Consider the following 24,922-nt stretch of genomic DNA (forward strand, 5'->3'; position numbering starts at 1 on the left):
ATGCACTCAAGGGTAGAAGCTCGGGGACGATGACGCGAATGAAGATTCTGAAAGCAACGGAGATCAACTGTGGGAGGGGGCTTGCTCCCGATGTCGGTATGCCAGCTCATATTTTATTGGCTGATACACCGCTATCGGGGCATGGGTATCTACACAACTTTGGTGTGGCCCTGAGCCTGTGGCGAGGGAGCTTGCTCCCGTGACGGTTCGGGAGCCGAGGACTATCTAACTGATGCACCGCGACATAAATGTGGGAGGGGCGGTGCGACGATTCGACTTGCCCCCGATGGCGGCCTCTGGGCCGACTATTTTTTGGATTGGACCGGGTACATATCCGTTGCTGCGGTAACGGCGGCTATGGGTTCCGCCCTTACGGCGGCTCACTTTTGAAAAGCGCAAAAGTAAGCAAAACGCTTCGCCCCACCACTCGGCACCTCGCCCAGGCTCGGTGTACCCGTAATCCGACAGTGATTTGGGGGGCCGCCGCCACGCGCCATCCATGGCGCGGGGCGGCTAAACCGGCATCCCTGCCGGTTTACCCCCCAAATCACTATCGAATTCCGGCCAGCGTGGTTTAACGGGGCGCATGAGATCAAGATCAAAAGCAAGATCAAGATCAAGATCAAGGGCGGCTCGCTTCGCATCGTGGTTACCGTTGGCGGCTACAACGTTGTGTAGATACCCATGGCTATCGGGGGCAAGCCCCCTCCCACATTTTGATCATACCTACGCAGGGCTATTGTTGTGTTAGCTGGGTCCACAACGCCGGCGCACCCGCCGACTTGGCGATAGCCTCCAACCGCGCCGCATGCTCGGCCAGATCCTGCTCGCTGGCGCGAATGATGGTGGTGGGCTTGCGATCGGCTGGCAGGCGGCGGATTTCCGAAGGGCGGTTGCCCGAGCCTTCCGCCGAGCCACTGCCGTCGGAGGCGTTGCCGGCCAGGGACAGGCTGGTCTGCCCGCCGGTCATGGTCAGGTAAACGTCGGCGAGAATCTCGGAGTCGAGCAAGGCGCCGTGGAGTTCACGGCCGGAGTTGTCGACGCCATAACGCTTGCACAAGGCATCGAGGCTGTTGCGCTGGCCCGGGTGACGCTCACGGGCCATCATCAGGGTGTCGAGGATCGAGCAGTGCTGGGAAATGTCCGCGCGATCCATCTGCCCCATCAGGGCAAATTCGTTATTGATGAAGCCGACGTCGAACGCCGCGTTATGGATGATCAACTGGGCGCCGTTGATGAACTCGAAGAACTCATCGGCCACTTCGGCGAAACGCGGCTTGCCCTTGAGGAACTCGTCGGTGATGCCGTGGACGCCGATGGCGCCTTCGTCACTGTCGCGGTCCGGTTGCAGGTAGACGTGAAAGTGACGACCGGTGAGGCGCCGACCCATGAGTTCGACACAGCCGATTTCAATGATCCGGTGGCCGTCGGTCACCGGCATGCCGGTGGTTTCGGTATCGAGTACAACAGATCGGATCGCCATCAGGGTTCAGCTCTCAACGGTGTGGTGTGCAGTGTGGTGTGAGTCAAGGAGCGCGATGTTAACACGTCGGCCAGCATCAGCTCTGCTTGTAGCCCCGCACTTCGTCCACACCTCTATTGGCAAGCTGGTCGGCGCGCTCGTTCCCCGGATGGCCGATGTGCCCACGCACCCATTTCCAGGTGATGTCATGGCGGTTGCATTGCTCATCGAGCAATTGCCACAGGTCGGCATTCTTGACCGGCTCCTTGGCCGCGGTCTTCCAGCCGCGCTTCTTCCAGTTGACCATCCACTCGTTGATACCTTTCATCACGTATTGCGAGTCGGTGACCAGCAGCACGTTGCAGCGGCGCTTGAGTTCTTCCAGGCCGCGAATGGCGCCCATCAGCTCCATGCGGTTGTTGGTGGTGTTGGCTTCGCCGCCCCACAACTCCTTCTCTACGCCCTTGCACACCAGCAAGGCGCCCCAGCCGCCGGGGCCGGGGTTGCCCTTGCAGGCGCCATCGGTGAAGAGTTCTACGCTATCGGTCATCGGTTACATCCATCAAGACGGGCAGGTCTGAAATCAAAAAAGTGCTACGGTTCGCTTTGCGTGCGGTTGACCTTGGCCATCGGCATCGGCACCAGTTTGCCCATGGGCTGGCGCAGCACCTGGCGCACCGGCCGCAGCCCGACCACGATCTTGCGCGCCACCAATAAATAGAAGCCGCCACCCGACAGTTGCCAGGCGCCCGCGCGACGTTCCCAACCGGCCAGGCGGCCTTGCCACTTGGCCGAGGCAAGCGGCGGACGATAGCACCCGAAGCGGCGTTTCTCCAGCGCGAAGCCCAGCAGGTTCAGCCAGTCCCCGACCCGTGATGGCGAGATGCAGCGCGCCTGGCGCAGGCCATCATGGGCGAACACATGGCGCAGGCCCCAGCTGCTCCAAGGGTTGATGCCGATAATCAGCAAATGGCCACCAGGGCGCACGCTGCTCGCCGCTTCACGCAGCAGACCGTGGGGTGACAGGCAGAAATCCAGGCCATGCTGCAACACCACCACATCGGCGGCGTGCTCGCTCAATGGCCAGGCCTGTTCTTCGCAGACAATCTCCACCCCCGGCAACGGCGCGCCCAGGCGCACATTGCGTTGCACCTGGGGCGCGGCAGGCGGGGTCTGGGCCGACGGACCGTAATGCACCAGGTAGCCGCCAAAGAAACGACCCAACTCGTCTTCGAGCATGCGCCGTTCTTCATCCAGCAGAAATTGCCCGATGGGCCCGGACAGCCATTCACGGGCTGCGCCGATCAGGGCCAGCCACTCAGGATCGGCCTGGGCGAACGCTTTATCAGTCATTGCATTCTCCAACTCGCCTAGACGTTCTAAGATGCACCAATGTGTTCAGCTTGGCGAATCGAAGAATGATACAGATCAGTGCCCTGCCCGCCTTCACCGATAACTACATCTGGTTGCTGCAGGACCCGCAGACCCAACGTTGTGCCGTGGTCGATCCCGGCGATGCCGCGCCGGTACTGGCCTGGCTCGAGCAAAACCCGACGTGGACCCTCAGCGACATCCTGATTACCCACCATCACCACGACCATGTCGGCGGTGTCGAGCAACTCAAGCGGGTGACCGACGCCAAGGTGTATGGTCCGGCCAACGAGACGATCCCGGCGCGGGACATCGCGCTGCAGGATAACGACCGCATCAACGTGCTGGGCTGGGACTTCGACGTCTATGCCGTGCCCGGCCACACCCTGGGCCATATCGCCTTCTACCACCAGGGCATGCTGTTCTGTGGCGACACCCTGTTCGCCGCCGGTTGTGGCCGCCTGTTCGAAGGCACGCCGGAACAGATGCACACCTCCCTCGAGCGCCTGGTCGCCCTGCCCGCCGATACCCTGGTGTACTGCACCCACGAATACACACAAAGTAACCTCAAGTTTGCCCAGGCGGTGGAACCGCAGAATGCCGACATCTCCGAACGGGTGGAAAACGTCCGTCAGCTGCGGGCCCGCGGCGAGATGACGCTGCCGTCCAACCTGGCCCTGGAAAAGCGTACCAACCCCTTCCTGCGTACCTCTGAAACATCCGTTAAACAAAAAGCGGACGAACGGAATGGCCGTGACAACCGCTCTGGGGCCGAGGTATTTGCTAGCTTGAGGGCGTGGAAAGATAAGTTCTAAAGGGATGCAATCTGATACGTAATTTCTGAATGGTTGACCGGAACCAAAGTGCTTTCTAGAATCGCCCGACATTTTTGCCCGGAACTTACTTCCAGCCAATGTCGTCATCTATTCGTAAAGCCAACCATTCAGACGCATTGACCCGCCTGGCTCAAGCTGTGGCGGTGGCTGTGTCCGCCACGCTGGCGGGCTGCCAATCGACAAATTTCGCCGCACAATCCACCGTGCAACCCAAGCCCAACCTTGCCGCCAAGATCAAACAGAAACCCGTCATCTGGCTTTCAGAGAAACCTGCTCCAGAAGTGCCCCAGGATGTCTGGGAACGCATGCGCCGGGGCTTTCAATTGCAGGACAACGTGGGTGTCAACCCGCGCATCGAGCAACAGCGCCTGTGGTTCGCCAGCAACCCGTCCTTCCTGGAGAACGCCGGTGAACGCGGCAGCCTCTACATTCATTACATCGTCGAACGCCTTGAAGAACGCAACATGCCCCTGGAGCTGGCGCTGCTGCCGGTGATTGAAAGTGCCTACAACCCGATGGCGTATTCGCGCAGCGATGCCGTCGGCCTGTGGCAGTTCATCCCCTCCACCGGGCGCTACTTCAACCTGCGCCAGACCCGCGCCTACGACGGCCGCCGCGACATCACCGCCTCCACCACAGCCGCCCTGGACTACCTGACCCGTCTGCACGACATGTTCAACGGCGACTGGCTGCTGGCCCTGGCCGCCTATAACGCCGGCGAAGGCACGGTGAGCCGGGCCATCGAGCGCAACGAGAAGCTTGGCCTGCCCACCGACTACTGGAACCTGCCCCTGCCCCAGGAAACCAAGGACTATGTGCCCAAGTTCCTGGCGCTGTCCCAGGTGGTGCTGGCCCCCGAGGCCTATGGCGTCAACCTGAACCCGATTGCCAACACGCCGTACTTCGAAGTGGTCGAAGTCAAGCAAAGCATGGACCTGTCGCGGGTTGCCGCGCTGGCCGAGATCGACGAAGACGAACTGTTCCAGCTCAACCCGGCGCTCAAGCAACGCACCACCCTGGATGGCCCGCAACACCTGCTGGTGCCGAGCTCCAAGGCACAATTGCTCACCAGCACCCTTTCGACGATGAAGCCGGAAGAATTGCTGGCGATGCGCCCGAAAAAGCAGGTGTTCGACGAAGTCGAGACCGCCCGGGTGGCCGGCCGCACCCGCAGCTACAAGGTGCGCAGTGGCGACAACCTCACGCTGATCGCCAAGGCGAACAAGGTCGACGTGCATGACCTGCAGCGCTGGAACAAACTCAACGGCCAGGCCCTCAAGGTCGGCCAGACCCTGGTGATGCAGGACACCCGCAAGCTGGTGGCCAAGGCCGACAGCAAGAAGCCGGTGCAGTACAAGGTCAAGAAAGGCGACTCGCTGTACATCGTCGCCAAGCGCTTCAACGTCGAGATGCAACATCTCAAGCGTTGGAACCCCCGTACTGGCCAGGCGCTGAAGCCGGGGCAGATGCTTGTAGTGTCTGGGCCGCGCTAAGGTTTTAAGAACACTGCAGAACCAATGTGGGAGGGGGCTTGCCCCCGATAGCAGTTTATAAGCCACCAGATTCATTGGCTGATCCACCGATATCGGGGCAAGCCCCCTCCCACACTGAATCTCCAGTGTTCCCAACTGGCTTTTTCCATCCGGAACAAGCTGTTACTGTACCGATCATAAAGCCCAAGCCGCCTGGATCGGATCCCTGACTTGAAGCGTCCCCTCCTTCTACTAATAAGTCTGGCCTTGAGCTTTGGTGCGAACGCGACAATAACCGAGAGCCACGGTTACACGCAGTTCGGCACGCTCAAGTACCCGGCCAAATTCACCCACTTCGATTGGGTAAACCCTGCAGCGCCGAAAGGCGGGACCTTGCGGGTCATGGCATTTGGCACCTTCGATACCCTCAATCCCTACACGTTCAAGGGTTCAAGCCCGGTTTCCACCCCCAACTTCCTGCAATACGGCGTCAATGAGCTGAACGAGCCGTTGATGGTCGGCACTGGTCAGTACGCGCCTTCCGGCGACGAGCCCACCTCCAGCTACGGGCTGATTGCCCAGTCGGTGGAATACAGCGAGGACCGCAGTTGGGTGGTGTTCAACCTGCGTCCGCAGGCGCGCTTCCACGATGGCAAGCCGATCACGGCCTATGACGTGGCATTTTCCTATCGCACCCTGCTGACCGAAGGCCATCCCCAGTACCGCACCAACCTGCAGGAAGTGGCGCGGGTGGACATCCTCAACCCTCACCGCATCCGCTTTGTGTTCAAGCGTGCCGGCAACCCATTGCTGATCCTGCGCCTGGGCGAATTGCCGGTATTGCCTCAGCACTATTGGAAAAACCGCGACTTCAAGGCGACCACCTTCGAGCCGCCCCTGGGCAGCGGGCCGTACCGTATCAGCAAGGTCACCCCTGGACGCCAGCTGGTGTTCGAACGGGTCAAGGATTACTGGGGCAAGGACTTGCCGGTCAACCAGGGTTTCTATAACTACGACAAGGTCGAAGTGGAGTTCTACCGTGACAGCGATGTGGCCTTCGAAGCGTTCAAGGCCGGCGAGTTCGACATTTATATCGAGCACCAGGCCAAGAACTGGGCCAATGGCTACAACTTCCCGGCGGTGAACCGTGGCGAAGTGATCAAGGCGCAGATCGCCCACCAGATCCCGACCCAAAGCCAGGGCCTGTTCATGAACACCCGGCGCCCGACCTTCAGCCAGACCAAGGTGCGCGAAGCCCTGGGGTTGATGTTCGACTTCGAGTGGACCAACCGCACCCTGTTCAGCAGCGCCTACAAACGCACGCTCAGCTATTACCCCAACAGCGAATTCGCCGCTACCGGGGTTCCAACCGGCCATGAATGGCTGATGCTCTCCCCCTACCGCGACCAGCTGCCGCCCAACCTGTTTACCCAAGCCTTCAGCCTGCCCCAGACCGACGGGCGCGGCATCCCCCGCGAAACCCTGCGCCGCGCCCTGGCGCTGCTGGGCGAAGCCGGCTGGAAGCTGTCGGGCCAACGCCTGCTCAACAAGGACGGGCAACCGCTGCGCTTCGAGATCCTGCTGGTCAACCCGAACCTGGAGCGCATCCTGCAGCCCTATGTCGAGAACCTGATCAGCATCGGCATCGACGCACGCCTGCGCACCGTCGACCGCGCCCAGTACAAGCAACGCCTGGATCAATTCGATTTCGACATGATCCTGATCACCCTCAACCAGACCTTGAGCCCCGGCCTCGAACAGTGGCAGTACTTCCACTCCAGCCAGGCTGCAATCAAGGGCAGCAAAAACTATGCGGGCATCGCCAACCCCGTTGTCGATCACCTGCTGGAACAACTGCTGGCGGCGCAGACCCGCGAAGAACAACTGGCCGCCGGCCGCGCCCTGGACCGGGTGCTGCTGTGGCAGCACTACAGCATTCCCAACTGGTACCTCAACTATCATCGCCTGGCGTACCGCAACCGGTTCGCCTTTGTCACCACGCCGCCCTACAGCCTGGGCCTGAGCGCGTGGTGGCTGAAAGCTTCGGAGAAAGCCCAATGATGTATTTGCGCAATGTACTGCTCGGCAGCCTGTTGCTGTGCACCACGGCCCACGCCGCGCCGCAACACGCACTGACGCTGTACAACGAGCCGCCGAAATACCCCGCCGACTTCAAGCACTTCGACTACGTCAACCCGAATGCGCCCAAGGGCGGCACCTTCCGCGAGTCGAGCATGGGCGGCTTCGACAGCCTTAACCCGTTTATCAGCAAGGGCGTGCCGGCCGACAACATCAGCCTGATCTACGACACCCTGGCCATGCAGAGCCTGGACGAACCCATCACCGAATACGGCCTGGTCGCCGGCAAGATCGAAAAAGCCCCGGACAACAGCTGGGTGCGTTTCTACCTGCGGCCCGAAGCGCGCTTCCACGACGGCCACCCGATCCACGCCGAAGACGTGGTGTTCACCTTCCAGGAACTGATGAAGGAAGGCTCGCCGATCTACCGCACCTACTACGCCGATGTCGATGAAGTGGTCGCCGAAGACCCATTGCGGGTGCTGTTCAAGTTCAAGCGCACCAACAACCGCGAACTGCCGCTGATCCTTGGGCAACTGCCGGTACTGCCCAAGCATTGGTGGGCCACGCGGGACTTTGCCAAGGGCAACCTGGAGGTGCCCCTGGGCAGCGGGCCGTACAAGGTGGCCGAGGTCAAGGCCGGGCGCATGATCCGCTACGAGCGGGTCAAGGACTACTGGGCCAAGGACCTGCCGATCACCAAGGGTTTCTACAATTTCGACAACCGCATCACCGACTACTACCGCGACAGTACCGTGTCCCTGGAAGCGTTGAAGGCCGGGCAGTTCGACTACTGGCTGGAATTCAGCGCCAAGAACTGGGCCAACGCCTACAACATTCCGGCCGTGACCGAGGGCCGGCTGATCAAGGAAGAAATCCCCAACGGCAATCCTACCGGCATGCAAGGTTTTGTGTTCAATACGCGCAAGCCGATGTTCCAGGATGTGCGCGTGCGCAAGGCCATCAGCCTGTTGCTGGACTTCGAGTGGAGCAACAAACAGCTGTTCAACGGCGCCTACACCCGCACCCGCAGCTACTTCGAAAACTCCGAAATGGCCGCCACCGGCCTGCCCGGCCCGGATGAGCTGAAGATCCTCGAGCCCCTGCGCGACAAGATCCCCGCCGAAGTCTTCACCCAGGCCTTCGAGCCGGCCAAAACCGACGGCAGCGGCATGATCCGCACCCAGCAACGCGAGGCCTACCAACTGCTGCAGGAGGCCGGCTGGCGCATCGTCGACGACAAGATGGTCGACACCACGGGCAAACCGGTGACCATCGAGTTCCTGCTGGCCCAGACCGAGTTCGAGCGCATCCTGCTGCCGTTCAAACGCAACCTGGCGGACCTGGGCATCGACCTGGTGATCCGCCGGGTGGACGTTTCGCAGTTCGTCAACCGTGTTCGCTCGCGGGACTTCGACATGATGGTGGGCAGCTTCCCGCAATCCACCTCGCCGGGTAACGAACAACGGGAATTCTGGAAGTCCTCCAGTGCCGACAAACCCGGCAGCCGCAACTACATGGGCCTCAAGGACCCGGCGGTCGACCAGTTGGTGGAAGAACTGATCGACGCCGACTCGCGCAACAGCCTGATCGCCCATGCCAAGGCCCTGGACCGTGTGCTGCAGTTCGGTTACTACGTGATCCCCAATTGGCACATCAAGACCTTCCGCGTGGCGTATTGGGACCACCTCGGCCATCCGAAAACCCCACCACGCTATGACGTGGGCACCGCCACCTGGTGGGCAAAACCCAACGTAAAACCTGCCGTCACCCTGGAAACGGCTACCGACACGAGCGCCGATGCGGCGAGCGGAGGCGATTAAATGCTGGCCTATATTGTTCGCCGCCTGTTGCTGATCATCCCGACGTTGTTCGGGATCCTGCTGATCAACTTCATTATTATCCAGGCCGCCCCCGGGGGGCCGGTGGAACAGATGATCGCCAAGCTCGAAGGCTTTGAAGGCGCCACCAGCCGCATTGCCGGCGGCGGTGCCGAAGTCTCGGTGGCCGGTTCCAGCAGCTACCGTGGCGCCCAGGGCCTGGACCCGGCGCTGATCAAGGAAATCGAAAAGATGTACGGCTTCGACAAGTCGGCGCCGGAACGCTTGTGGATCATGGTCAAGAACTACGCCCGGCTGGATTTCGGCGACAGCTTCTTCCGTGACGCCAAGGTCATCGACCTGATCAAGGAAAAGATGCCGGTATCGATCTCCCTGGGGTTATGGAGCACGCTGATCATGTACCTGGTGTCGATCCCCCTGGGGATCGCCAAGGCCACGCGACACGGCAGCCACTTCGATGTGTGGACCAGCTCGGCAATCATCGTCGGTTATGCGATCCCGGCCTTCCTGTTTGCGATCCTGCTGATCGTGGTGTTTGCCGGCGGCAGCTATTTCGACTGGTTCCCCTTGCGCGGGCTGACGTCCAACAACTTCGATGAGTTGAGCTGGGGCGGCAAGGTGCTCGACTATTTCTGGCACCTGGCGCTGCCGATCACCGCGCTGGTGATCGGCAACTTCGCGACCATGACCCTGCTGACCAAGAACAGCTTTCTCGACGAGATCAACAAGCAATACGTGATCACCGCCAAGGCCAAGGGCCTGACCAACCACCGCGTGCTCTACGGCCATGTGTTCCGTAACGCGATGCTGCTGGTGATCGCCGGCTTCCCGTCGGCGTTCATCGGGATTTTCTTCACCGGCTCGTTGCTGGTGGAAGTGATCTTCTCCCTCGACGGCCTGGGCCTGATGAGCTTTGAAGCGGCGATCAACCGCGACTATCCGGTGGTGTTCGGCACGCTGTTTATCTTCACCCTGCTGGGGCTGGTGGTGAAACTGATCGGCGACCTCACCTACACCCTGGTCGATCCGCGTATCGACTTCGCCAGCCGGGAGCATTGAGATGAATCTATCCCCCCTCAATCGCCGCCGGTTCGAGCGGTTCAAGGCCAACAAGCGTGGCTGGTGGTCGCTGTGGCTGTTCCTGATCCTGTTCGGGCTGAGCCTGGGCGCCGAGCTGATCGCCAACGATAAGCCCCTGGCGGTGCACTACGACGGCGACTGGTATTTCCCGGCGCTCAAGCGCTACCCGGAAACCACCTTCGGTGGTGAATTCCCCCTGGAAGCCAACTACAAGAGCCCGTATATCCAGGAACTGCTCAAGGCCAAGGACGCCTGGACCCTGTGGGCGCCGATCCCGTTCAGCTACCAGAGCATCAACTACGACCTGAAGGTACCGGCCCCCGCGCCGCCTTCGCGCGTCAACCTGCTGGGTACCGATGACCAGGGCCGCGATGTGCTCGCGCGGGTGATCTATGGCTTCCGTGTGTCGGTGCTGTTTGCCCTGACGTTGACGGTGCTCAGTTCGATCATCGGCGTGATCGCCGGCGCCTTGCAGGGCTTCTATGGCGGCTGGGTCGACCTGGCCGGGCAGCGTTTCCTGGAAATCTGGTCCGGTTTGCCGGTGCTCTACCTGCTGATCATCCTCGCCAGCTTCGTGCAGCCGAACTTCTGGTGGCTGCTGGGGATCATGCTGCTGTTTTCCTGGATGAGCCTGGTGGACGTGGTGCGCGCCGAGTTCCTGCGCGGGCGTAACCTCGAATACGTGCGTGCGGCGCGGGCACTGGGGATGCAGAACGGCGCGATCATGTTCCGCCATATCCTGCCCAATGCCATGGTCTCGACCATGACCTTCATGCCATTTATCCTCACTGGCGCCATCGGCACCCTGACCGCCCTGGACTTCCTCGGCTTTGGCCTCCCGGCCGGTTCGCCGTCCCTGGGCGAACTGGTGGCCCAGGGCAAATCCAACCTGCAGGCACCGTGGCTGGGCATGAGCGCGTTTGCCGTGCTGGCGATCATGTTGAGTTTGCTGGTGTTTATCGGCGAGTCCGCTCGCGATGCCTTCGACCCGAGGAAATGAGATGAATCAGGACAATCTGATCGAAATCCGCGACCTCTCCGTCGAGTTCGTCACGGGCGCGCATCACCACCGTGTGGTCAACAACGTCAGCTTCGATATCAAGCGCGGCGAAACCCTGGCCCTGGTTGGCGAAAGCGGCTCCGGCAAATCGGTGACCGCCCACTCGATCCTGCGCCTGCTGCCCTACCCGCTGGCCCGGCATCCGTCCGGCACCATCACCTATTCCGGCCAGGACCTGCTGACCCTGAAGGAAAAGACCCTGCGGCATATTCGCGGCAACCGCATCGCGATGATCTTCCAGGAGCCGATGACGTCGTTGAATCCGCTGCACTGCATCGAGAAGCAGATCAACGAAGTGCTCGGCCTGCACAAGGGCCTGACCGGCAAGGTCGCGACCCGGCGCACCCTGGAACTGCTGGAACTGGTGGGTATCCCCGAGCCGCACAAACGGCTCAAGGCCCTGCCCCATGAACTGTCGGGCGGCCAGCGCCAGCGGGTGATGATCGCCATGGCCCTGGCCAATGAGCCGGAGTTGTTGATCGCGGATGAACCGACCACGGCCCTCGACGTCACCGTGCAGTTGAAGATCCTGGAGTTGCTCAAGGAATTGCAGGCGCGTTTGGGCATGGCCTTGCTGTTGATCAGCCATGACTTGAACCTGGTGCGGCGCATTGCTCACCGCGTCTGCGTGATGCAGCAAGGCTGCATCGTCGAGCAGGCCGAGTGCGAGACGCTGTTCCAGTCGCCCCGACACCCTTACACCCAGGAACTGCTGGCGGCCGAGCCCAGCGGTGGCCCGGCCAGCAACGACGTCGGCCCGCCGTTGCTGGAAGTCGATGACCTGAAAGTCTGGTTCCCGATCAAGAAGGGCTTCTTGCGCAACACCGTCGATTACGTCAAGGCGGTGGACGGGATCAACTTCAGCCTGCCCCAGGGCCAGACCCTGGGCATCGTCGGCGAAAGCGGCTCGGGCAAATCCACCCTGGGCCTGGCGATCCTGCGCTTGATTGCCAGCAAGGGCGGGATTCGTTTCGAAGGCCAGCAGCTGGACACACTGACCCAGCAACAGGTACGCCCGTTGCGCCGGGAAATGCAGGTGGTGTTCCAGGACCCGTTCGGCAGCCTGAGCCCTCGCATGTGCGTCAGCGAGATCGTCGGCGAAGGCCTGCGCATCCACAGGATGGGCACGCCGGCCGAGCAGGAAGCGGCGATTATCGCGGCGCTCAAGGAGGTGGGCCTGGACCCTGAGTCCCGTCATCGCTACCCCCATGAGTTCTCCGGCGGCCAACGCCAACGCATCGCCATCGCCCGCGCACTGGTGCTCAAGCCGCGCCTGATCCTGCTGGACGAACCGACCTCGGCGCTGGATCGCACCGTGCAACGGCAAGTGGTGGAATTGCTGCGCAGCCTGCAGGCCAAGTACAACCTGACCTACCTGTTTATCAGCCATGACCTGGCGGTGGTGAAGGCGCTCAGTCACCAACTGATGGTGGTCAAGCAGGGGCAGGTGGTGGAGCAAGGCGATGCGCGAGCGATTTTCGCTGATCCGCAGCATGGGTATACGCGTCAACTGCTGGAAGCGGCCTTTCTGGTGCCCTGCCCGGAGCGCCTCTGAGCGATGAACACGCCCACCTCCTGCGTGGGCGTGCCTCGCCATTGGATCACCGTGGCCGCCTACTCGACCTACAGCAACTCGGGATGACGCAGGCTATCAAGCTCAGGTAAAAACCCCCGACCATGAAGTTCCGCTCAAGAGCGTTTTCTTGGGCAACCTTGAAACGGAACTTCATTCATGTACGAATTTGCCCCGCTGATTGCCGCTGCGGCGACCGAGCCACTGCCTGCCAGCCCCGTCTTGTTTGCCACCCAGGATGATCTGAAGCTGATCAACAGCCTGGTTGCACTGCTGTCCCCCGCCTTACCGCACAATTGGACGCTGCTGGGGCCTCCCCCGTTGATCGCGGTCGACCGCAACTCCAGGCTTGGCCAATGGATGGTGCTGTTCGGCAAGGCTATCAACCAGAGCGTGTTCCTGGCATGGGCCGACGCGCAGCACCTGGAGTATCGAAGCATCAAGGTCATGGGAGGCTCCCTGCACGCCAATGTCATTCACGAGGACCAACTGACTTCCAGGGCCTTTCATCTTCATGACGACCCAGGCTGGCTGGAAGTGTCCGCGCCGATCCTGGGCATCTGCGAGATCATTGATCCCAACCAGCTGGGCGTGCCCTATATCGACTTGCCAAACGGGCACAGTACGTTTGAATTGCCACTCGAGTTGACGCTGGCGTTCTACGGCTACACATTGCCCAAAAACCAGATCCAGGCGCGGATGATTGTCGATGAGCTGCAGGCCTACCATGCCTTTCCAACGATGGGTGACAATGGCCGCGCGCAGTCGGCGACACGCCATGAAATGCACGCCCAGCACCTGGATTTGCTGCAACTGGCCGATAACCTCGAGCAATGCATGGCCAGCGCGGCAGCCACGGATGAACCCCATGACAGCTACCTCGCTTACCGCCAGCGCCTCACGCTGAGGTCTGACTCTTTCGTAGCGCACACCTTGAAAGAAGCCGCGCAATTACTGCAGAGCGTGATCAATTCGATCGAGTTCACGCAGACGTTCCCGACTGCGCTGGGTCCCGATGAATACTTTATTTATTCCGGCGAGGATCATTCCCTGCGGGCCTCATCCGCGCAGATCCAGGGGACCAGTATCAGCCTGCGTACGCACCTGGGCGGTGCGCCAGTGGCGGGTCGGCTGATTCGCCTGGCGCAATATGCGTCGTTGCTGGGAGAACAGGTGGCCTCCAATAACAGCCTGAGCCTGGCGCAGCTCATGCACTTCTACGCCATCGAGGTCCCCCTCCAGGCCAGCGAGGTGCACGCCCTGATCGCGCGCCTGCGCCAGTCATCCGTGCCTGGGCAGCCGTACTGCAGTGAAGCGGCCCAGGATGCGCAATGGCTCAAGCGCAAACAAAACAGCCTGAGCGCCCTGAATAACTTCAATCGGCTGCAGACAGAGCTGGAGCGAGTCAGCGCTGGCAAACAACCCGATGAAAAGGTTGAGCTCGACGATACGGTCGAGCTGGACACTGACTCGATGTTCTACCAGTTGCTGGAGGAGAGCGCCGAAAAACTGCTGATGATGATCAAGCACAGATCATTTGTCGCCATTTGCGTGAAACGCGGTATCGACGACGAAAAGGCGCTGGTACTGCTGACTGAAGAGGGGTACGTGGGCGCGGACGACAGGGACGGCAGGCGCAGAAACCTCACGGACGATATCGTCTCCAGTCCAGCGCTCAAGCGCTGTCTCACGCCCTTGCAGGAGCTGGCCAAACAATTGGGTGGCGAGCTGCGCAGTGATATGAAGGCCACCCTCAAGCAGTTGATGAAGTTCCTGCGCATGCCCGAAGTGAAGACAGCGGAGCAGGCCCGGCAGGCGGCGCACTACCTGAGGGCCGTCAGGGCTGCGACACCACGGCTGGGCAACTACTGGCAGGGCCTGGGCCAGCCGCAGCCGTCATTGCTGACCTTATCCAGCACACAACGCCGACAGGTATACGAAGCGCAGCAGGCATTTGCACAGGCGCAGGGAGCGCCCCTGTTCAAGTGGCTCGGCGAACCTTGTTGGGCGGGCAAGAGTGCCCCCAGGATCCGTGCCGAAGCGGACATGCTGCTGAACCAGATGGTGCAGAGCCCGCGCAGCCAGCTATTGGTCGAGCGCCTGGACACCCTCGTCATCTGGTCCGATGCAGCACTGCATGGCACAACGCCGCAACAGCGCCGGCAGACGCTGCTGCTCAGCGCGCTGATCCTGAGCCTGGACGAACAGGCCGGCACACAACGCAACCTGGTCGGCGGGCTGGCCATCGACACCGATTACTACTGGGGTGACAACTGCGCACTGGTGCGCAGCAATCTGGAAGCCCTCCTGCGCCAGACCCTTCTGGAGGGTGCACCATTGGCCGCGCATTTGCTGCTCAGTGGCAGCGCGCCACAATTGCTCGTGCGCAACATCCCCGAAACCTTGCCTTACCTGTGTAACCAGAACTGGGTCGTGTTCAAGCAGTTCGTCGATTTCATCGAGCTGAAAACCCCTGGCGCCAGCCGGTACATGACACTTGAGAACATCATGACCCTGGTCCATAACCCTGCCACGACGCTCAACCGGGAATTCTGGGCGCTGCCTCCTACGGTCGATCCCGTCCTCGACTGGGCGCGTGCCAATGGCGTGGTGGATGCGACGGACACGGACCTGCCCTTTAAAGGCGAGCTCGCCGTGCGCACCTATGAGAAACAGAAGCGCACACTCAACGATGCCTTCGGATCGCTGCACACCCCCTATCCGGATCAGAAGGAGGCGGCATTGAGGTACCTGCGTGAGGTCTATCCGGATAACGCTCACCTGGACAAAACCGTGTTCATGCCGGCGCCCTTCCTTCCGCCCGGTATTCGCTATCCGCAAGTCAGCACCCAGGATATTTCCTTTTCCCTGGCCGAACTGTATCTGGCCGGTGAGTTAAAGCACATGGAACGCTGGAGGGCGATTCAGCCACAGGTACGTGTCAACAGGTTTTCGCCGCCCTTGAGAACGCTCAAGGACCACAACGCTGATGAAAACTTCCACGCCGCGCTCGAATCCATCCGTGAGAGTTATATCGTGTACATTGCCTACCTGCTGGCCTGCCTGCCGCTGCCCAGGCGTGTCAGCCTGGAGCAGGGAAACATCGCACTGTACCTGCTGCGCAAACCGTCCCCCGCTGCCCGGGACACGATGATCACCGCACATTTTGGATGCCTGTTGCGTGTTCGCTACCAGCGGGATCGCTACCTGCTGCAACTGCTGCCCAGGCAGATGCTGGTCACGCAGCTGGCCAACCCGCCATCCGGCTTGCTGAATGACCCGGTCGCCCCAGGCCCTGTTCAGTTGCAGATCGATTGGAGTGCTTATCTCACCGGTTCCGAACCCGTGGCGGGCGCCAGTTCGCAGGTCCTGCTCAATCCCCTGGACACCACCCTCATAACGGATACCCAGGGTGACCCCGCCCCCATACCGAAGTCCTGGCAATCGGCACGACTCGAAGCGATTGCCAGGATGGTCGTTGACCAGTGCCTGCTCAGTAACCACCGGGATCTGAGTGAGTCCACGCAGAACCTCAACAATGTGGAAAAGGTCCTGCTGATCAACAAACGCCGAAACGAGCGTTTGCACAATCTGAAACCCTATTAAGTCATCGGCTACCCAAACGCCAGGGTCTGTGCAACGATCCGTTTCTGATCTTGACTGCCCTGGAGTCGCGCCCATGACACCGTCCGCCCCTTTCCCCGCCGCACCGCGCTTCTGGCGCGACGAGCGCCTGCCGTTCATCGAAGCGCGCACCATCGCCGACGGGCGCAAGGTCACTTACACCCGTCACGCCCATGAGCATTTCTCCATCGGCGCGATCACCACCGGGCGCAGCTATTACCATTACGGCGCCGATACATTCCAGATCAGCGCCGGCACCGTGGTGTTGATGAACCCCGGCGATGTGCATGCCTGCAACCCTATCCACGACCAGCCCTGGTCCTATCACATGCTCTACCTCGATACGCCCTGGCTGACCGAATTACAGTACCAACTGGGCTTCAGCACCGACCAGGGTTATCGCGCTTTCAATACGCCGTATACCCGTGACCCGCTGCTGTACAGCGGCTTGCTGGCGTTGTACCGGATGCTGGTGAACGAGCAGGCCGAATTGCTGCAAAAGCAGAGCGCACTGGTGAGCTACTTCACTGAAGTCCAGCAGCGCCTGAACCCTTCACCCACACCGGTGCGCGAGGTCAACCACAAGCTGGAGCGAGCCGCCGAGTACATCCGTGCGCACTGCACCGAGGCGTTGAAACTCGAAGACATCTGCCAGGCGGCCGAACTGTCGCCGTCCTACCTGATCCGCGCCTTCAAGCAGTACTACGGGCTGACGCCCCACGCGTTCCTGGTCAACCAGCGCATCCAGTTTGCCCGCACCCAGCTGCGCAAGGGCGAGTTGATCGCCGACGTGGCACTTGCTGCGGGCTTTGCCGACCAGGCGCACTTCCAGCGCACCTTCAAGCAACATTTCGCCGCCACCCCCGGGCAATACCGCGAGGTGCTCAAGCCATCAGCAAATAACCCACACTGGCCACCAGCAACGCGGCCATCGAGCGGTTGAACAGGCGCACGCCGTGGGGATTGTCCAGGTAACGGCGTAGAAAGGTCCCGGCATAGGCCCAGCACGCCACCGACAGGTAGCAGATCACCAGGTAGAGACTGGCAAACAGCCAGACTTGCCGCCCATCGCCGTCGGCCACAAACAGGCCCATACCCGCCACACAGGCCAGCCAGGCCTTGGGGTTGAGCCATTGCATGATCGCGCCGTAGAGCATGGATGGCGCCGTCGCGCTGCCCTCCGCGTCGAGCTGGCCGTCGTCCACCGCCAGTTTCCAGGCCATGTACAGCAGGAACGCCACCCCGCCCCACTGGATCAACTGGGTCAGGATGGGCCAGCGCACCAGCACCTCGTGCAAACCCAGGCCGATCAGCACCAGCAGCAAGGTAAAGCCAACGGCGGCACCGAACACATGCTTCTGGCTGGCGACAAAACCGAAGCGCGCGCCTGAACTCAGGGCGACCACGTTGACCGGTCCCGGCGTGATGGACGTGGCCAGGGCGAAGGCGGCCATGGAAATGATCAAGCTCATTGCGGTTCCCTTTTCATGATGAGGCGTAAACAGGGTTCCACGGTATAAGGCCGGGTCAAATCGGTATTGAACAAAATCACCCTGGGGCGTGGACCACACAGTCTTCGACGCCACACACCCGCCCATCCTCAGCCAGGATCTGGACCTAGTGCAGTGGCTTGGGCAAAGGTGTGTGGATGCCGGCGTTCAACGCTGCGTGGGGATGCGAATTTCGCCATCCCGGCATTGGGTTTTCACACTGCGCGGGCAACCGGCGAAGGCCAGGTCCTTGGTCAGGCACACACGCACCTCCGACAGCACCTTGCCTTTGCAGATCACCGCCAGCCCATGGTTGCCCATGCGCGGGTTGCTTTCGCGAAACAGCGCCTCGATCTCGCGGGCCGGCAACGACGGCGGCGTGTTGAACGGCTGCAGTTGCGCAGGGATGGCAACCACGCCCAGCGCCGCATCGGTTTTCTCCAGGTATGCCAAGGGTTCCAGCCCGCTGCAGGTGCCGTGCTTGGCCCATTCGTGGGTGAGCAGCGAGCGCGTCGGGAACAGCGCCGCGCCCTTGTCCATCTCTTCGCGGCTCAAGCGTGATTGCGGCGCGCAGGTCGCCGGCCACCCTCCCCGCGCGTATTGCGGCCACAAGCCGTGCAGCACAAAGCCGTAGCCCTTGCCCGAACACTGCTCGTTGTCCGGGTGCGTCAGGCAGAAGGTCGGCGACCATGACAGCGACAACACATAAAAATCAAATTCCCCAGGCGTCCCTTGGCTACGCGGGGCCGCCATCGCCGTTGTGGCAAGTGCCAGCCACAGGATCATCCAGTATTTCATTGAGCTATTCCTTGGAAAATCATCCCGGCAGATTGGGATTTCGTTGCAGGACCTTGTCCAGGATCCGATCGGTCTTCAACGCCTCGATGGCCAGCGACGGATGCTCGGCTTCGCCGCGAATATGCGCGTTCATGGCCACTACGTGGTGCCATTGGATATGCGGGTGGCATGGCACTTCCAGCACCTCGTTGGTCTCGCCCTCCAGGTGCAGCGGCTGGTCTTCGAAGACCGAGAACTGGATGCGCCCACGGCTGCCGATCAACTCGACCCGGTCCTCACGGCGGTCGGCGACGAAGTTCCAGCAGCCCATGCCCAGCGCGCCCGAACTGAAGGTCCAGCAGGCCGTCACGGCGTCCTCGGCGGCATAGTGCCCGGCCTGTCGTGCCGTAAAGCCCGCGACCTCGACAATATCCCCGGCCAGGTACTGGAACAGGTCGAAACCGTGGCTGGCCAGATCGGCAAAGTAGCCACCACCGGCAATGCTCGGGTCGGTGCGCCAGTTGGCGGCGCTGGCGTCCTCGGCGGCCGGCGGTTTGCACAGGGTCCAGGTCAGCTGGCGTAACGTGCCGATGCGCCCGTCCTGCAGCCACGCGCGCACTTGCTGGAAGCGTGGCAGCGAGCGCCGGTAGTAGGAAACAAACAGGTGCAGCCCGGCGCGCTCGAAAGTGCGCTGCATCAGCGCGCTCTGTTCGGCGTTCAGCGCCATCGGCTTCTCGACGCAGCAATGCTTGCCGGCCGCCGCCACCATCAGGCTGTATTCCAGATGGCTGTCGGGCGGCGTGGCGATGTACACCGCGTCCACTTCGGGGTCGTTGATCAGTGCCTGGGCGTCGGTGTAGTAACGGGCAATCCCATGGCGCGATGCATAATCGCGCACCGCCTCCTCGCGCCGCCCCATCACGGCCACCAGCGCCGAACCTGGCGCTTTGTAGAAAGCGGGTCCACTCTTCAATTCAGTGACACTGCCACACCCGATCATGCCCCAACGTACGCTGCTCATCTGTTTTCCTCGTCCGTTTTCATCAATCGGGCAGTATCCACATCCCCACCGCGGCGCGCCATAACCACTTAGCATGACAATTGCATTACACTTTTATGACACTCATCCCGCTGCGGGGGCACAGACGATGAAAATACGCGCAACGGTCATTTGCGAACACGAGGGGCATATCCTCTTCGTGCGCAAGGCCAGGTCAAAATGGGCCTTGCCGGGCGGCAAGGTGGAACGGGACGAGCGCCCGGTCGGTGCGGCCGAACGGGAGCTGGAAGAAGAAACCGGATTGAACGTGGACGGGCTGCTGTACTTGCAGGAGCTGAAGGCCCGCGACACCGTGCACCATGTATTTGAAGCCTCGGTGGTGAATATCGCGGATGCGCGGCCGCTGAACGAGATCGTCGACTGCCAGTGGCACGCCTATGGCGCCGTGGACCAACTGGACACCACCGACGCCACGCGGCACATCGTCAAAGCCTTTCTCCGGCGTCTGTAATACAGCGCCCAACCTGCTATCCAGCCCCCTTCGTTAGACCAGGCCATTTGCTCTCTGCCGTTCGACAAAGGATCTGTCGAGCGGCAGCCGCTGTGTATGTCAAAGGCACCCACATGGCCTGGTGAAGGGCGGCAGGCGGAGGTATCAGTGGCGAGGGCGCTTCCCCTCACCGCTGGGGGCTAAGACTCAAAAACCGATCTGGGACGGGCCATTTCCTGCCACCGGTTCTTCTCCCGGGCGTTTCACCCGCGTTTGCTCTGCCATGTCCTCCGGTTGTACGCCGCCGAAATTGGTGATCGCATCCAAAGAGTTGGGTTGAGCAGCAGTCTGCGCGGGACCTACGATGTTAGAGCTATCGATCATCGTTCTTTACCTTCTTGCTCTACCCAACGGAATGTCGGGTTTCTCTGAGCTCTACCTTCGTGGCACTTTGAGATTTCCAGTTCCATCAGCCTGCTCACGACCGAGGTTCTTTGCCTGCCAACTTTGCTTGGGCCTTTGCCTGCCCGCGCCTGTACAAGGCCTCCACCAGCTGCTGCCGTTCATCCTGGGGCAAGGTATTGGCGAACTGCGCCAGGGTACCGTCCACCAACGCCCGCAGCGCCATATCGGCCTCCCGTGCCTTGGCCAGTTCCGCTAGCAACGCCTCACGATCCAGGCTCGGCGCTTCCAATTGCTTGATCACCCCCAGCCGCGCCTCACGCCCGGCCATGATCAGCGGCTGGCTGTCGTCACGATTGCGGCGCAGCAGTTGGCGCAGTTCCCTGCGCCGCTCCGGCGGCAACTTGACCATCGCCTGGCGCAGGCCATGCTGGTTGACCACCGCTTCGGCGGGCCGGGCGTTGGCCATCCAATGGTAGAGACCGCCGCCCACCCCGCCGATCAAAAATACGTTGAGCAGGATCGAGACAAACAACCACGGTTTCAGGGATCTGGCGGTCATTGTTCGGTTTCCTCGGCATTGACGCTGAAGACGACTTCCGCGTCGCCTTGATCAAAGACACTGGGCAGCACGTCGGAGGACAACATCGGCAGCGGCACACTCATGGACGCCACCAGCATCCCGGTGACGATGCCGGCAATGCCCGCACCGACAAGGCCGGCAGGCGATAACCAGTTGGCATGGCGTGACCAGAATGAGCGTGGGGCGGATTGGCGTATCTGCCGGACCAACGCCGGGTCGGGGAAGGCCAGGTGATGGCTGTCCAACTGGCTGTCGAGCCAACGCGCCTGCTGCAAGGCTACACGGGCATGGACGTTGCCGTGATCGAGCAACGCCTGGGCCGTTGCCCGTTCTGCCGCGGGCCAGCGCCGCAGGTCCGCCCCATAGACGTCGGCCAGGAACACAAAGCGTTCGGGTGTCATGATTTTCCCCTTCCTGGGCGGGCAAGCCCGGGTGTATCGGCAAGTTGGCTGCGCAACTGGCGTCGGGCCCGCGACAGCAGGCTCTCCAGTGCCTCGACGCTGATATTCATCAGGGCCGCGGCGTCGATGTTCGACAGCTCCTGGTAGTACTGCAACACGATGGCTTCGCGCTGGCGTTCGGGCAAGGCCGCCAACGCGGCGGCCATGCGTGTACTGCGGTCCTGGGTCTCCAGCTGCTCTTCAGGCGATGGCGAGCTGTCTGCCACCTCCACCGCCGCCTCATCGCTCAGCGGGCGCTCCTTGCGTCGCCGCAAGCGGTCGTGGCACAGGTTCAGCGCGACCCGATGCAACCAGGTGTCGAAACGCGCCTCGCCACTGCGCCAGTGGGCGGCCTGGCGCCAGATGCGCAGGAAACTTTCCTGGGCCACGTCCTTGGCCTCGTCGGCGTCCCCGAGGATCCGACTGGCGAGCGCCAGCAAACGCGGGAGCTTGCGCATCACCATCTCGTTGACGGCGGCAGGTTCGTTATTGCCGATACGCGCCAGCAGCTCAACGTCCGGATCAGTGTCTTTCAATCGGGCAGTTCTCAGGGCCAAGGGTCAGGGTTCAGCGGATCCAATGCCCTTCGCGCCAGTACCAGTTCGGGCCATGGGCTTCCCAATGGCCAGGCTCCCAGCGCCCATGACGCATCACGGGCTGCCAGTGGCCCGGCACCCAGCCGTAACCGCGCCCTTCCCAACGCCAGTGGCCAGGGTCCCAGGCATAGCCGGGGCGCTCGGCCGGGATCATTTCCACACGTTGAGGCGGCGGCGCCTGCTGGAGGATGATGTCGGTCTGGGCAAACGTCGGGGTGCTGACAAACGCGGCGAGGGCCAGCGGAGCAAGCAAGGCAAAACGCAATGTGGCCTGGGGTCTCATGGCAACTCCTCCATGCAACCCGCGAAAGTGCAGGTTGCTGATGGGTTGAACGGCGCGTGCGCAAAAATCCGTCGCGGGCTGCGCAGATTTTTTCAGCAGGGTGCGAGACCAGTATTGCTCAGGGGTTGGCGGGGCTTGATGAAATGTCTGAAAGGATTGCGACGGATTTTCGCCGGTCGCCGCGTTGAAGGATTAACCCCGGCCAACCCAAGAGGAAACACCATGTACCGTCGACTTACCCTGCTGGTTGCCGCTGTGCTGATCGTCAGCCTCAGCGGCTGCGTGATCGTGCCGGAACACCGTCATTGCTGCTGGCGTTACTACGGCGCAGTGGACGCGCCCAGCCATGCTGTCATCGGCTAGCTGGCCGCCGCCATGCCCGTCACACGACCTCTCGTCTGCTGCCTCGGCAAGCGCTTGACTCCCACCGTCGATCACACGACGCTCTGGGCACTTAGCCATCATTCGAGCCGTCCACCATGAGCATTGCCCCTCCGAGCCAGCCCGACAGCGACGTATACCGGACACTGCTGGAATCGACCAAGGCCATCCCGTGGCGTATCGACTGGCAGAGCATGACCTTCAGCTATATCGGCCCGCAGATCGAAACGCTGTTGGGCTGGACCCCGCAAAGCTGGGTCAGCGTCGACGACTGGGTCTCGCGCATGCACCCCGATGACCGCGAATACGTGGTGAATTTCTGCGTGTCGCAATCCCGTGCCGGGGTAGACCATGAAGCGGATTACCGGGCCCTGACGGTGAACGGCGACTATGTATGGATCCGCGACGTGGTGCACGTGGTGCGCAAGGACGGTGAAGTCGAGGCGCTGATCGGCTTTATGTTCGATATCAGCGAACGCAAGAAGACCGAAGAACACCTGGTGCGCCTGCAAAAGCAACTCGAGGAATATTCCTACCAGGATGGCCTGACCGGCATCGCCAACCGACGCATGTTCGACACCGTGCTCGAGCGCGAATGGGCCAGCGCCCAGCGCAGCCAGTTGCCGCTGTCGTTGATCATCCTGGATATCGATTTTTTCAAGCAGTACAACGACCACTATGGCCACATCAAGGGCGACGAGTGCCTGCGCCAGGTCGCGCATACCCTGTCACTGGCCGCCAACCGGCCGCGGGACTTCATCGCCCGTATCGGCGGTGAGGAGTTTGTGTGGTTGCTGCCGGAAACCGACGCGGCATCGGCGAAACAGGTGGCACAGCGCTGCCTGCACCTGATCTGCCAGCAACAGATCGAACATGGCTTTTCAGCGGTGTCGAACCTGCTGACCCTGAGCCTGGGCGTAGGTACGCGCATCGTCAAACCCGACAGCCCGATGCTGGGTTTTGTCGAAGATGTCGACAAGTTGCTCTACCGGGCCAAACGCAATGGGCGGATGCGTGCGGAGTATGCAGAAGGTGAAGTTTGACCCCGGGGGTTAAATCCCAGGCAAAAAAAATCCCAAGTAGCTGATGGAAACTTGGGATTTAAAATGCATAAACCGTGGGAGGTGAACGCCCGGCTATAGTAACCAGTGTAAAAAGCTGTAACAAGAAAATTTTATATCCTTTCGTCGGATTAAAAGCATTGTAAGTCCTTCAATAACCACATGTTTTTTAAGGTAGAGAGACATATAAGTGCCACTTTTTGGTGCAACTACTGTCGATATTTCCACTTATAAAAAAGGGTTATTAGTTAAGGCGGCGTAACACTCTTCGACCCGCTCTCCTCCAATTGCTGGCAGGTATCGCGAAGTTCGAGACCCGCGGAGGTGGCCACACTGGCGACCCGCTCAACCTGCCGGCAAAGTGCCAAACGCTCGGCCGCTTCTTCGCGCTGGCGATCCTCCTTGGCGTTGAGTTGCATGAAATAGCCCCCGAGCAACATCGCGACACACAGCACGCCAAGCGCAAAATAGCGCAGGCTGTTGGCTGAAGGGGGGGTTGCCGGGGTCACGGGCTTACCCTGCCCGGCTCTGTTTTGACAGCAAACCTGGAGCGCCTCGGGCAGCCCCGTCCCGGGACCGGCATCGCGGCGCGAATAAGCGTGTGCATACCTGTCTCCTCTACCAAGGGAGCAATTGTATGCAAATAGAAACATCGGTTTGTCGTGGTTTTGTAAAGCCTGCACTCGATTACTTGCGTGCCACTTTGTAACGCACGCAATCCTGGTAGAAACTCTGGCGAATCGCTTCGGGCTTGAGCCGTGAACGACTGTCATAGGTCTGTTCGGTGATGCCCATGGCCATCATGCGCATCCAGGATTTACTGAACTTGATGGTCTGGATCTTCTGCCGCGCGGCGTACAGCGACACCCCCGACAGCTTGAGCTCCTGGGCCCTGGCGGCCGTGCCGGCGCCCCAACTGCACATGTACCTGTCACCCTCGCGCAGCTCCCGTGCCTGCACGGCAGCCGCGCCGCCGGCCAGGGAGCAGGCGATCAGCATGATTCCAACAGTGCGCATTTGC

Annotated in this window: 25 protein-coding genes; 12 read left to right on the plus strand and 13 right to left on the minus strand. The window is 61.3% G+C overall.

Going from position 1 to position 24,922, the window contains the following annotated elements:
* Positions 1–736 precede the first annotated feature (736 nt).
* From dnaQ to B9N88_RS24070, 3 genes are all read right to left on the minus strand, one after another.
* A complete protein-coding gene (dnaQ, locus tag B9N88_RS24060) occupies positions 737–1,477 on the minus strand; it encodes a DNA polymerase III subunit epsilon (RefSeq protein ID WP_177327732.1) in 741 nt (246 codons plus the stop codon).
* 82 nt (positions 1,478–1,559) lie between these two features.
* Positions 1,560–2,012, minus strand: a complete 453-nt coding sequence (gene rnhA, locus B9N88_RS24065) for a ribonuclease HI (protein ID WP_003173571.1) — start codon at positions 2,010–2,012, stop codon at positions 1,560–1,562.
* Between the two features lie 44 nt (positions 2,013–2,056).
* Positions 2,057–2,815, minus strand: coding sequence for a class I SAM-dependent methyltransferase (locus B9N88_RS24070; protein ID WP_027606495.1), 759 nt, complete (start codon positions 2,813–2,815; stop codon positions 2,057–2,059).
* A gap of 65 nt (positions 2,816–2,880) precedes the next feature.
* Here B9N88_RS24070 and gloB point away from each other — a divergent pair, with 65 nt between their 5' ends.
* From gloB to B9N88_RS24115, 9 genes are all read left to right on the plus strand, one after another.
* Positions 2,881–3,648 (plus strand): hydroxyacylglutathione hydrolase, encoded by a 768-nt coding sequence (gene gloB / locus B9N88_RS24075; protein WP_027606496.1) that lies wholly within the window; start codon positions 2,881–2,883, stop codon positions 3,646–3,648.
* Between the two features lie 98 nt (positions 3,649–3,746).
* Positions 3,747–5,162: a lytic transglycosylase domain-containing protein gene (locus tag B9N88_RS24080; RefSeq protein ID WP_027606497.1), complete on the plus strand. Its 1,416-nt coding sequence runs from the start codon at positions 3,747–3,749 to the stop codon at positions 5,160–5,162.
* Positions 5,163–5,372: 210 nt separating this feature from the next.
* Positions 5,373–7,202 (plus strand): extracellular solute-binding protein, encoded by a 1,830-nt coding sequence (locus B9N88_RS24085; RefSeq protein ID WP_027606498.1) that lies wholly within the window; start codon positions 5,373–5,375, stop codon positions 7,200–7,202.
* Positions 7,199–9,043, plus strand: coding sequence for an extracellular solute-binding protein (locus B9N88_RS24090; RefSeq protein WP_027606499.1), 1,845 nt, complete (start codon positions 7,199–7,201; stop codon positions 9,041–9,043). The genes B9N88_RS24085 and B9N88_RS24090 overlap by 4 nt, the downstream gene beginning before the upstream one ends.
* Entirely contained in the window at positions 9,044–10,120 is a 1,077-nt protein-coding gene (locus B9N88_RS24095) for a microcin C ABC transporter permease YejB (protein WP_027606500.1), read from the plus strand.
* Between the two features lies 1 nt (position 10,121).
* The gene (locus B9N88_RS24100; RefSeq protein WP_027606501.1) at positions 10,122–11,141 is read left to right on the plus strand and encodes an ABC transporter permease; all 1,020 of its coding nucleotides are present in this window, start codon (positions 10,122–10,124) and stop codon (positions 11,139–11,141) included.
* A gap of 1 nt (position 11,142) precedes the next feature.
* The gene (locus B9N88_RS24105) at positions 11,143–12,756 is read left to right on the plus strand and encodes an ABC transporter ATP-binding protein (RefSeq protein ID WP_027606502.1); all 1,614 of its coding nucleotides are present in this window, start codon (positions 11,143–11,145) and stop codon (positions 12,754–12,756) included.
* A gap of 177 nt (positions 12,757–12,933) precedes the next feature.
* Positions 12,934–16,380: a hypothetical protein gene (locus B9N88_RS24110; RefSeq protein WP_027606503.1), complete on the plus strand. Its 3,447-nt coding sequence runs from the start codon at positions 12,934–12,936 to the stop codon at positions 16,378–16,380.
* Positions 16,381–16,453: 73 nt separating this feature from the next.
* Positions 16,454–17,341 carry an AraC family transcriptional regulator gene (locus B9N88_RS24115; protein WP_027606504.1) on the plus strand — a complete coding sequence of 296 codons (888 nt, stop codon included), beginning with the start codon at positions 16,454–16,456 and terminating at the stop codon, positions 17,339–17,341.
* Here B9N88_RS24115 and B9N88_RS24120 read toward each other — a convergent pair.
* The 3 genes from B9N88_RS24120 to B9N88_RS24130 all read right to left on the minus strand — a co-directional run bounded on the left by B9N88_RS24120 (position 17,283) and on the right by B9N88_RS24130 (position 19,686).
* Positions 17,283–17,870: a LysE family translocator gene (locus tag B9N88_RS24120; protein ID WP_027606505.1), complete on the minus strand. Its 588-nt coding sequence runs from the start codon at positions 17,868–17,870 to the stop codon at positions 17,283–17,285. The two genes, B9N88_RS24115 and B9N88_RS24120, sit on opposite strands and share 59 nt — an antisense overlap.
* Positions 17,871–18,056: 186 nt before the next feature.
* Positions 18,057–18,686 carry a ribonuclease T2 family protein gene (locus B9N88_RS24125; protein WP_027606506.1) on the minus strand — a complete coding sequence of 210 codons (630 nt, stop codon included), beginning with the start codon at positions 18,684–18,686 and terminating at the stop codon, positions 18,057–18,059.
* Positions 18,687–18,705: 19 nt separating this feature from the next.
* On the minus strand, positions 18,706–19,686 hold the full coding sequence (locus tag B9N88_RS24130) for a Gfo/Idh/MocA family protein (protein ID WP_027606507.1): 981 nt from the start codon (positions 19,684–19,686) through the stop codon (positions 18,706–18,708).
* A 127-nt stretch (positions 19,687–19,813) separates the two neighbouring features.
* Between B9N88_RS24130 and B9N88_RS24135 the strand changes: the two genes are divergently transcribed.
* Complete coding sequence (locus tag B9N88_RS24135) at positions 19,814–20,176, plus strand: NUDIX hydrolase (protein WP_027606508.1); 363 nt, start codon at positions 19,814–19,816, stop codon at positions 20,174–20,176.
* A gap of 186 nt (positions 20,177–20,362) precedes the next feature.
* On the opposite strand, the gene B9N88_RS32595 is transcribed toward B9N88_RS24135, so the two are convergent.
* The 5 genes from B9N88_RS32595 to B9N88_RS24155 all read right to left on the minus strand — a co-directional run bounded on the left by B9N88_RS32595 (position 20,363) and on the right by B9N88_RS24155 (position 22,459).
* Complete coding sequence (locus B9N88_RS32595; RefSeq protein ID WP_155954379.1) at positions 20,363–20,539, minus strand: hypothetical protein; 177 nt, start codon at positions 20,537–20,539, stop codon at positions 20,363–20,365.
* A gap of 94 nt (positions 20,540–20,633) precedes the next feature.
* A complete protein-coding gene (locus tag B9N88_RS24140; protein ID WP_027606509.1) occupies positions 20,634–21,119 on the minus strand; it encodes a periplasmic heavy metal sensor in 486 nt (161 codons plus the stop codon).
* On the minus strand, positions 21,116–21,541 hold the full coding sequence (locus B9N88_RS24145; RefSeq protein ID WP_027606510.1) for a hypothetical protein: 426 nt from the start codon (positions 21,539–21,541) through the stop codon (positions 21,116–21,118). The genes B9N88_RS24140 and B9N88_RS24145 overlap by 4 nt, the downstream gene beginning before the upstream one ends.
* Positions 21,538–22,116 carry an RNA polymerase sigma factor gene (locus tag B9N88_RS24150; RefSeq protein ID WP_027606511.1) on the minus strand — a complete coding sequence of 193 codons (579 nt, stop codon included), beginning with the start codon at positions 22,114–22,116 and terminating at the stop codon, positions 21,538–21,540. Before B9N88_RS24150 ends, B9N88_RS24145 begins: the two co-directional genes overlap by 4 nt.
* Positions 22,117–22,147: 31 nt before the next feature.
* Positions 22,148–22,459, minus strand: a complete 312-nt coding sequence (locus B9N88_RS24155) for a YXWGXW repeat-containing protein (RefSeq protein WP_027606512.1) — start codon at positions 22,457–22,459, stop codon at positions 22,148–22,150.
* Positions 22,460–22,681: 222 nt separating this feature from the next.
* Here B9N88_RS24155 and B9N88_RS32700 point away from each other — a divergent pair, with 222 nt between their 5' ends.
* A complete protein-coding gene (locus B9N88_RS32700) occupies positions 22,682–22,822 on the plus strand; it encodes a hypothetical protein (RefSeq protein ID WP_166655323.1) in 141 nt (46 codons plus the stop codon).
* Positions 22,823–22,938: 116 nt separating this feature from the next.
* Positions 22,939–23,883, plus strand: coding sequence for a GGDEF domain-containing protein (locus B9N88_RS24160; protein ID WP_027606513.1), 945 nt, complete (start codon positions 22,939–22,941; stop codon positions 23,881–23,883).
* 266 nt (positions 23,884–24,149) lie between these two features.
* Here the strand turns inward: B9N88_RS24160 and B9N88_RS24165 are convergent, their stop codons facing one another.
* Both B9N88_RS24165 and B9N88_RS24170 read right to left on the minus strand, forming a co-directional pair.
* Positions 24,150–24,410 (minus strand): hypothetical protein, encoded by a 261-nt coding sequence (locus B9N88_RS24165; RefSeq protein WP_027606514.1) that lies wholly within the window; start codon positions 24,408–24,410, stop codon positions 24,150–24,152.
* A 178-nt stretch (positions 24,411–24,588) separates the two neighbouring features.
* Positions 24,589–24,918, minus strand: a complete 330-nt coding sequence (locus B9N88_RS24170; RefSeq protein ID WP_027606515.1) for a hypothetical protein — start codon at positions 24,916–24,918, stop codon at positions 24,589–24,591.
* Positions 24,919–24,922 lie beyond the last annotated feature (4 nt).

The organism is Pseudomonas sp. LAMO17WK12:I1 (assembly GCF_900177315.1).
In the GTDB taxonomy this organism is placed as follows: Bacteria; Pseudomonadota; Gammaproteobacteria; order Pseudomonadales; family Pseudomonadaceae; genus Aquipseudomonas; species Aquipseudomonas marginalis.

Bases quoted from the DNA above. Each gene is read 5' to 3' on its own strand.
- rnhA (WP_003173571.1), bottom strand. From the start codon at position 2,012: ATGACCGATAGCGTAGAACTCTTCACCGATGGCGCCTGCAAGGGCAAC.
- B9N88_RS24070 (WP_027606495.1), bottom strand. From the start codon at position 2,815: ATGACTGATAAAGCGTTCGCCCAGGCCGATCCTGAGTGGCTGGCCCTG.
- gloB (WP_027606496.1), top strand. From the start codon at position 2,881: ATGATACAGATCAGTGCCCTGCCCGCCTTCACCGATAACTACATCTGG.
- B9N88_RS24080 (WP_027606497.1), top strand. From the start codon at position 3,747: ATGTCGTCATCTATTCGTAAAGCCAACCATTCAGACGCATTGACCCGC.
- B9N88_RS24090 (WP_027606499.1), top strand. From the start codon at position 7,199: ATGATGTATTTGCGCAATGTACTGCTCGGCAGCCTGTTGCTGTGCACC.
- B9N88_RS24095 (WP_027606500.1), top strand. From the start codon at position 9,044: ATGCTGGCCTATATTGTTCGCCGCCTGTTGCTGATCATCCCGACGTTG.
- B9N88_RS24100 (WP_027606501.1), top strand. From the start codon at position 10,122: ATGAATCTATCCCCCCTCAATCGCCGCCGGTTCGAGCGGTTCAAGGCC.
- B9N88_RS24105 (WP_027606502.1), top strand. From the start codon at position 11,143: ATGAATCAGGACAATCTGATCGAAATCCGCGACCTCTCCGTCGAGTTC.
- B9N88_RS24110 (WP_027606503.1), top strand. From the start codon at position 12,934: ATGTACGAATTTGCCCCGCTGATTGCCGCTGCGGCGACCGAGCCACTG.
- B9N88_RS24115 (WP_027606504.1), top strand. From the start codon at position 16,454: ATGACACCGTCCGCCCCTTTCCCCGCCGCACCGCGCTTCTGGCGCGAC.
- B9N88_RS24120 (WP_027606505.1), bottom strand. From the start codon at position 17,870: ATGAGCTTGATCATTTCCATGGCCGCCTTCGCCCTGGCCACGTCCATC.
- B9N88_RS24125 (WP_027606506.1), bottom strand. From the start codon at position 18,686: ATGAAATACTGGATGATCCTGTGGCTGGCACTTGCCACAACGGCGATG.
- B9N88_RS24130 (WP_027606507.1), bottom strand. From the start codon at position 19,686: ATGAGCAGCGTACGTTGGGGCATGATCGGGTGTGGCAGTGTCACTGAA.
- B9N88_RS24135 (WP_027606508.1), top strand. From the start codon at position 19,814: ATGAAAATACGCGCAACGGTCATTTGCGAACACGAGGGGCATATCCTC.
- B9N88_RS32595 (WP_155954379.1), bottom strand. From the start codon at position 20,539: ATGATCGATAGCTCTAACATCGTAGGTCCCGCGCAGACTGCTGCTCAA.
- B9N88_RS24140 (WP_027606509.1), bottom strand. From the start codon at position 21,119: ATGACCGCCAGATCCCTGAAACCGTGGTTGTTTGTCTCGATCCTGCTC.
- B9N88_RS24145 (WP_027606510.1), bottom strand. From the start codon at position 21,541: ATGACACCCGAACGCTTTGTGTTCCTGGCCGACGTCTATGGGGCGGAC.
- B9N88_RS24155 (WP_027606512.1), bottom strand. From the start codon at position 22,459: ATGAGACCCCAGGCCACATTGCGTTTTGCCTTGCTTGCTCCGCTGGCC.
- B9N88_RS32700 (WP_166655323.1), top strand. From the start codon at position 22,682: ATGTACCGTCGACTTACCCTGCTGGTTGCCGCTGTGCTGATCGTCAGC.
- B9N88_RS24160 (WP_027606513.1), top strand. From the start codon at position 22,939: ATGAGCATTGCCCCTCCGAGCCAGCCCGACAGCGACGTATACCGGACA.
- B9N88_RS24170 (WP_027606515.1), bottom strand. From the start codon at position 24,918: ATGCGCACTGTTGGAATCATGCTGATCGCCTGCTCCCTGGCCGGCGGC.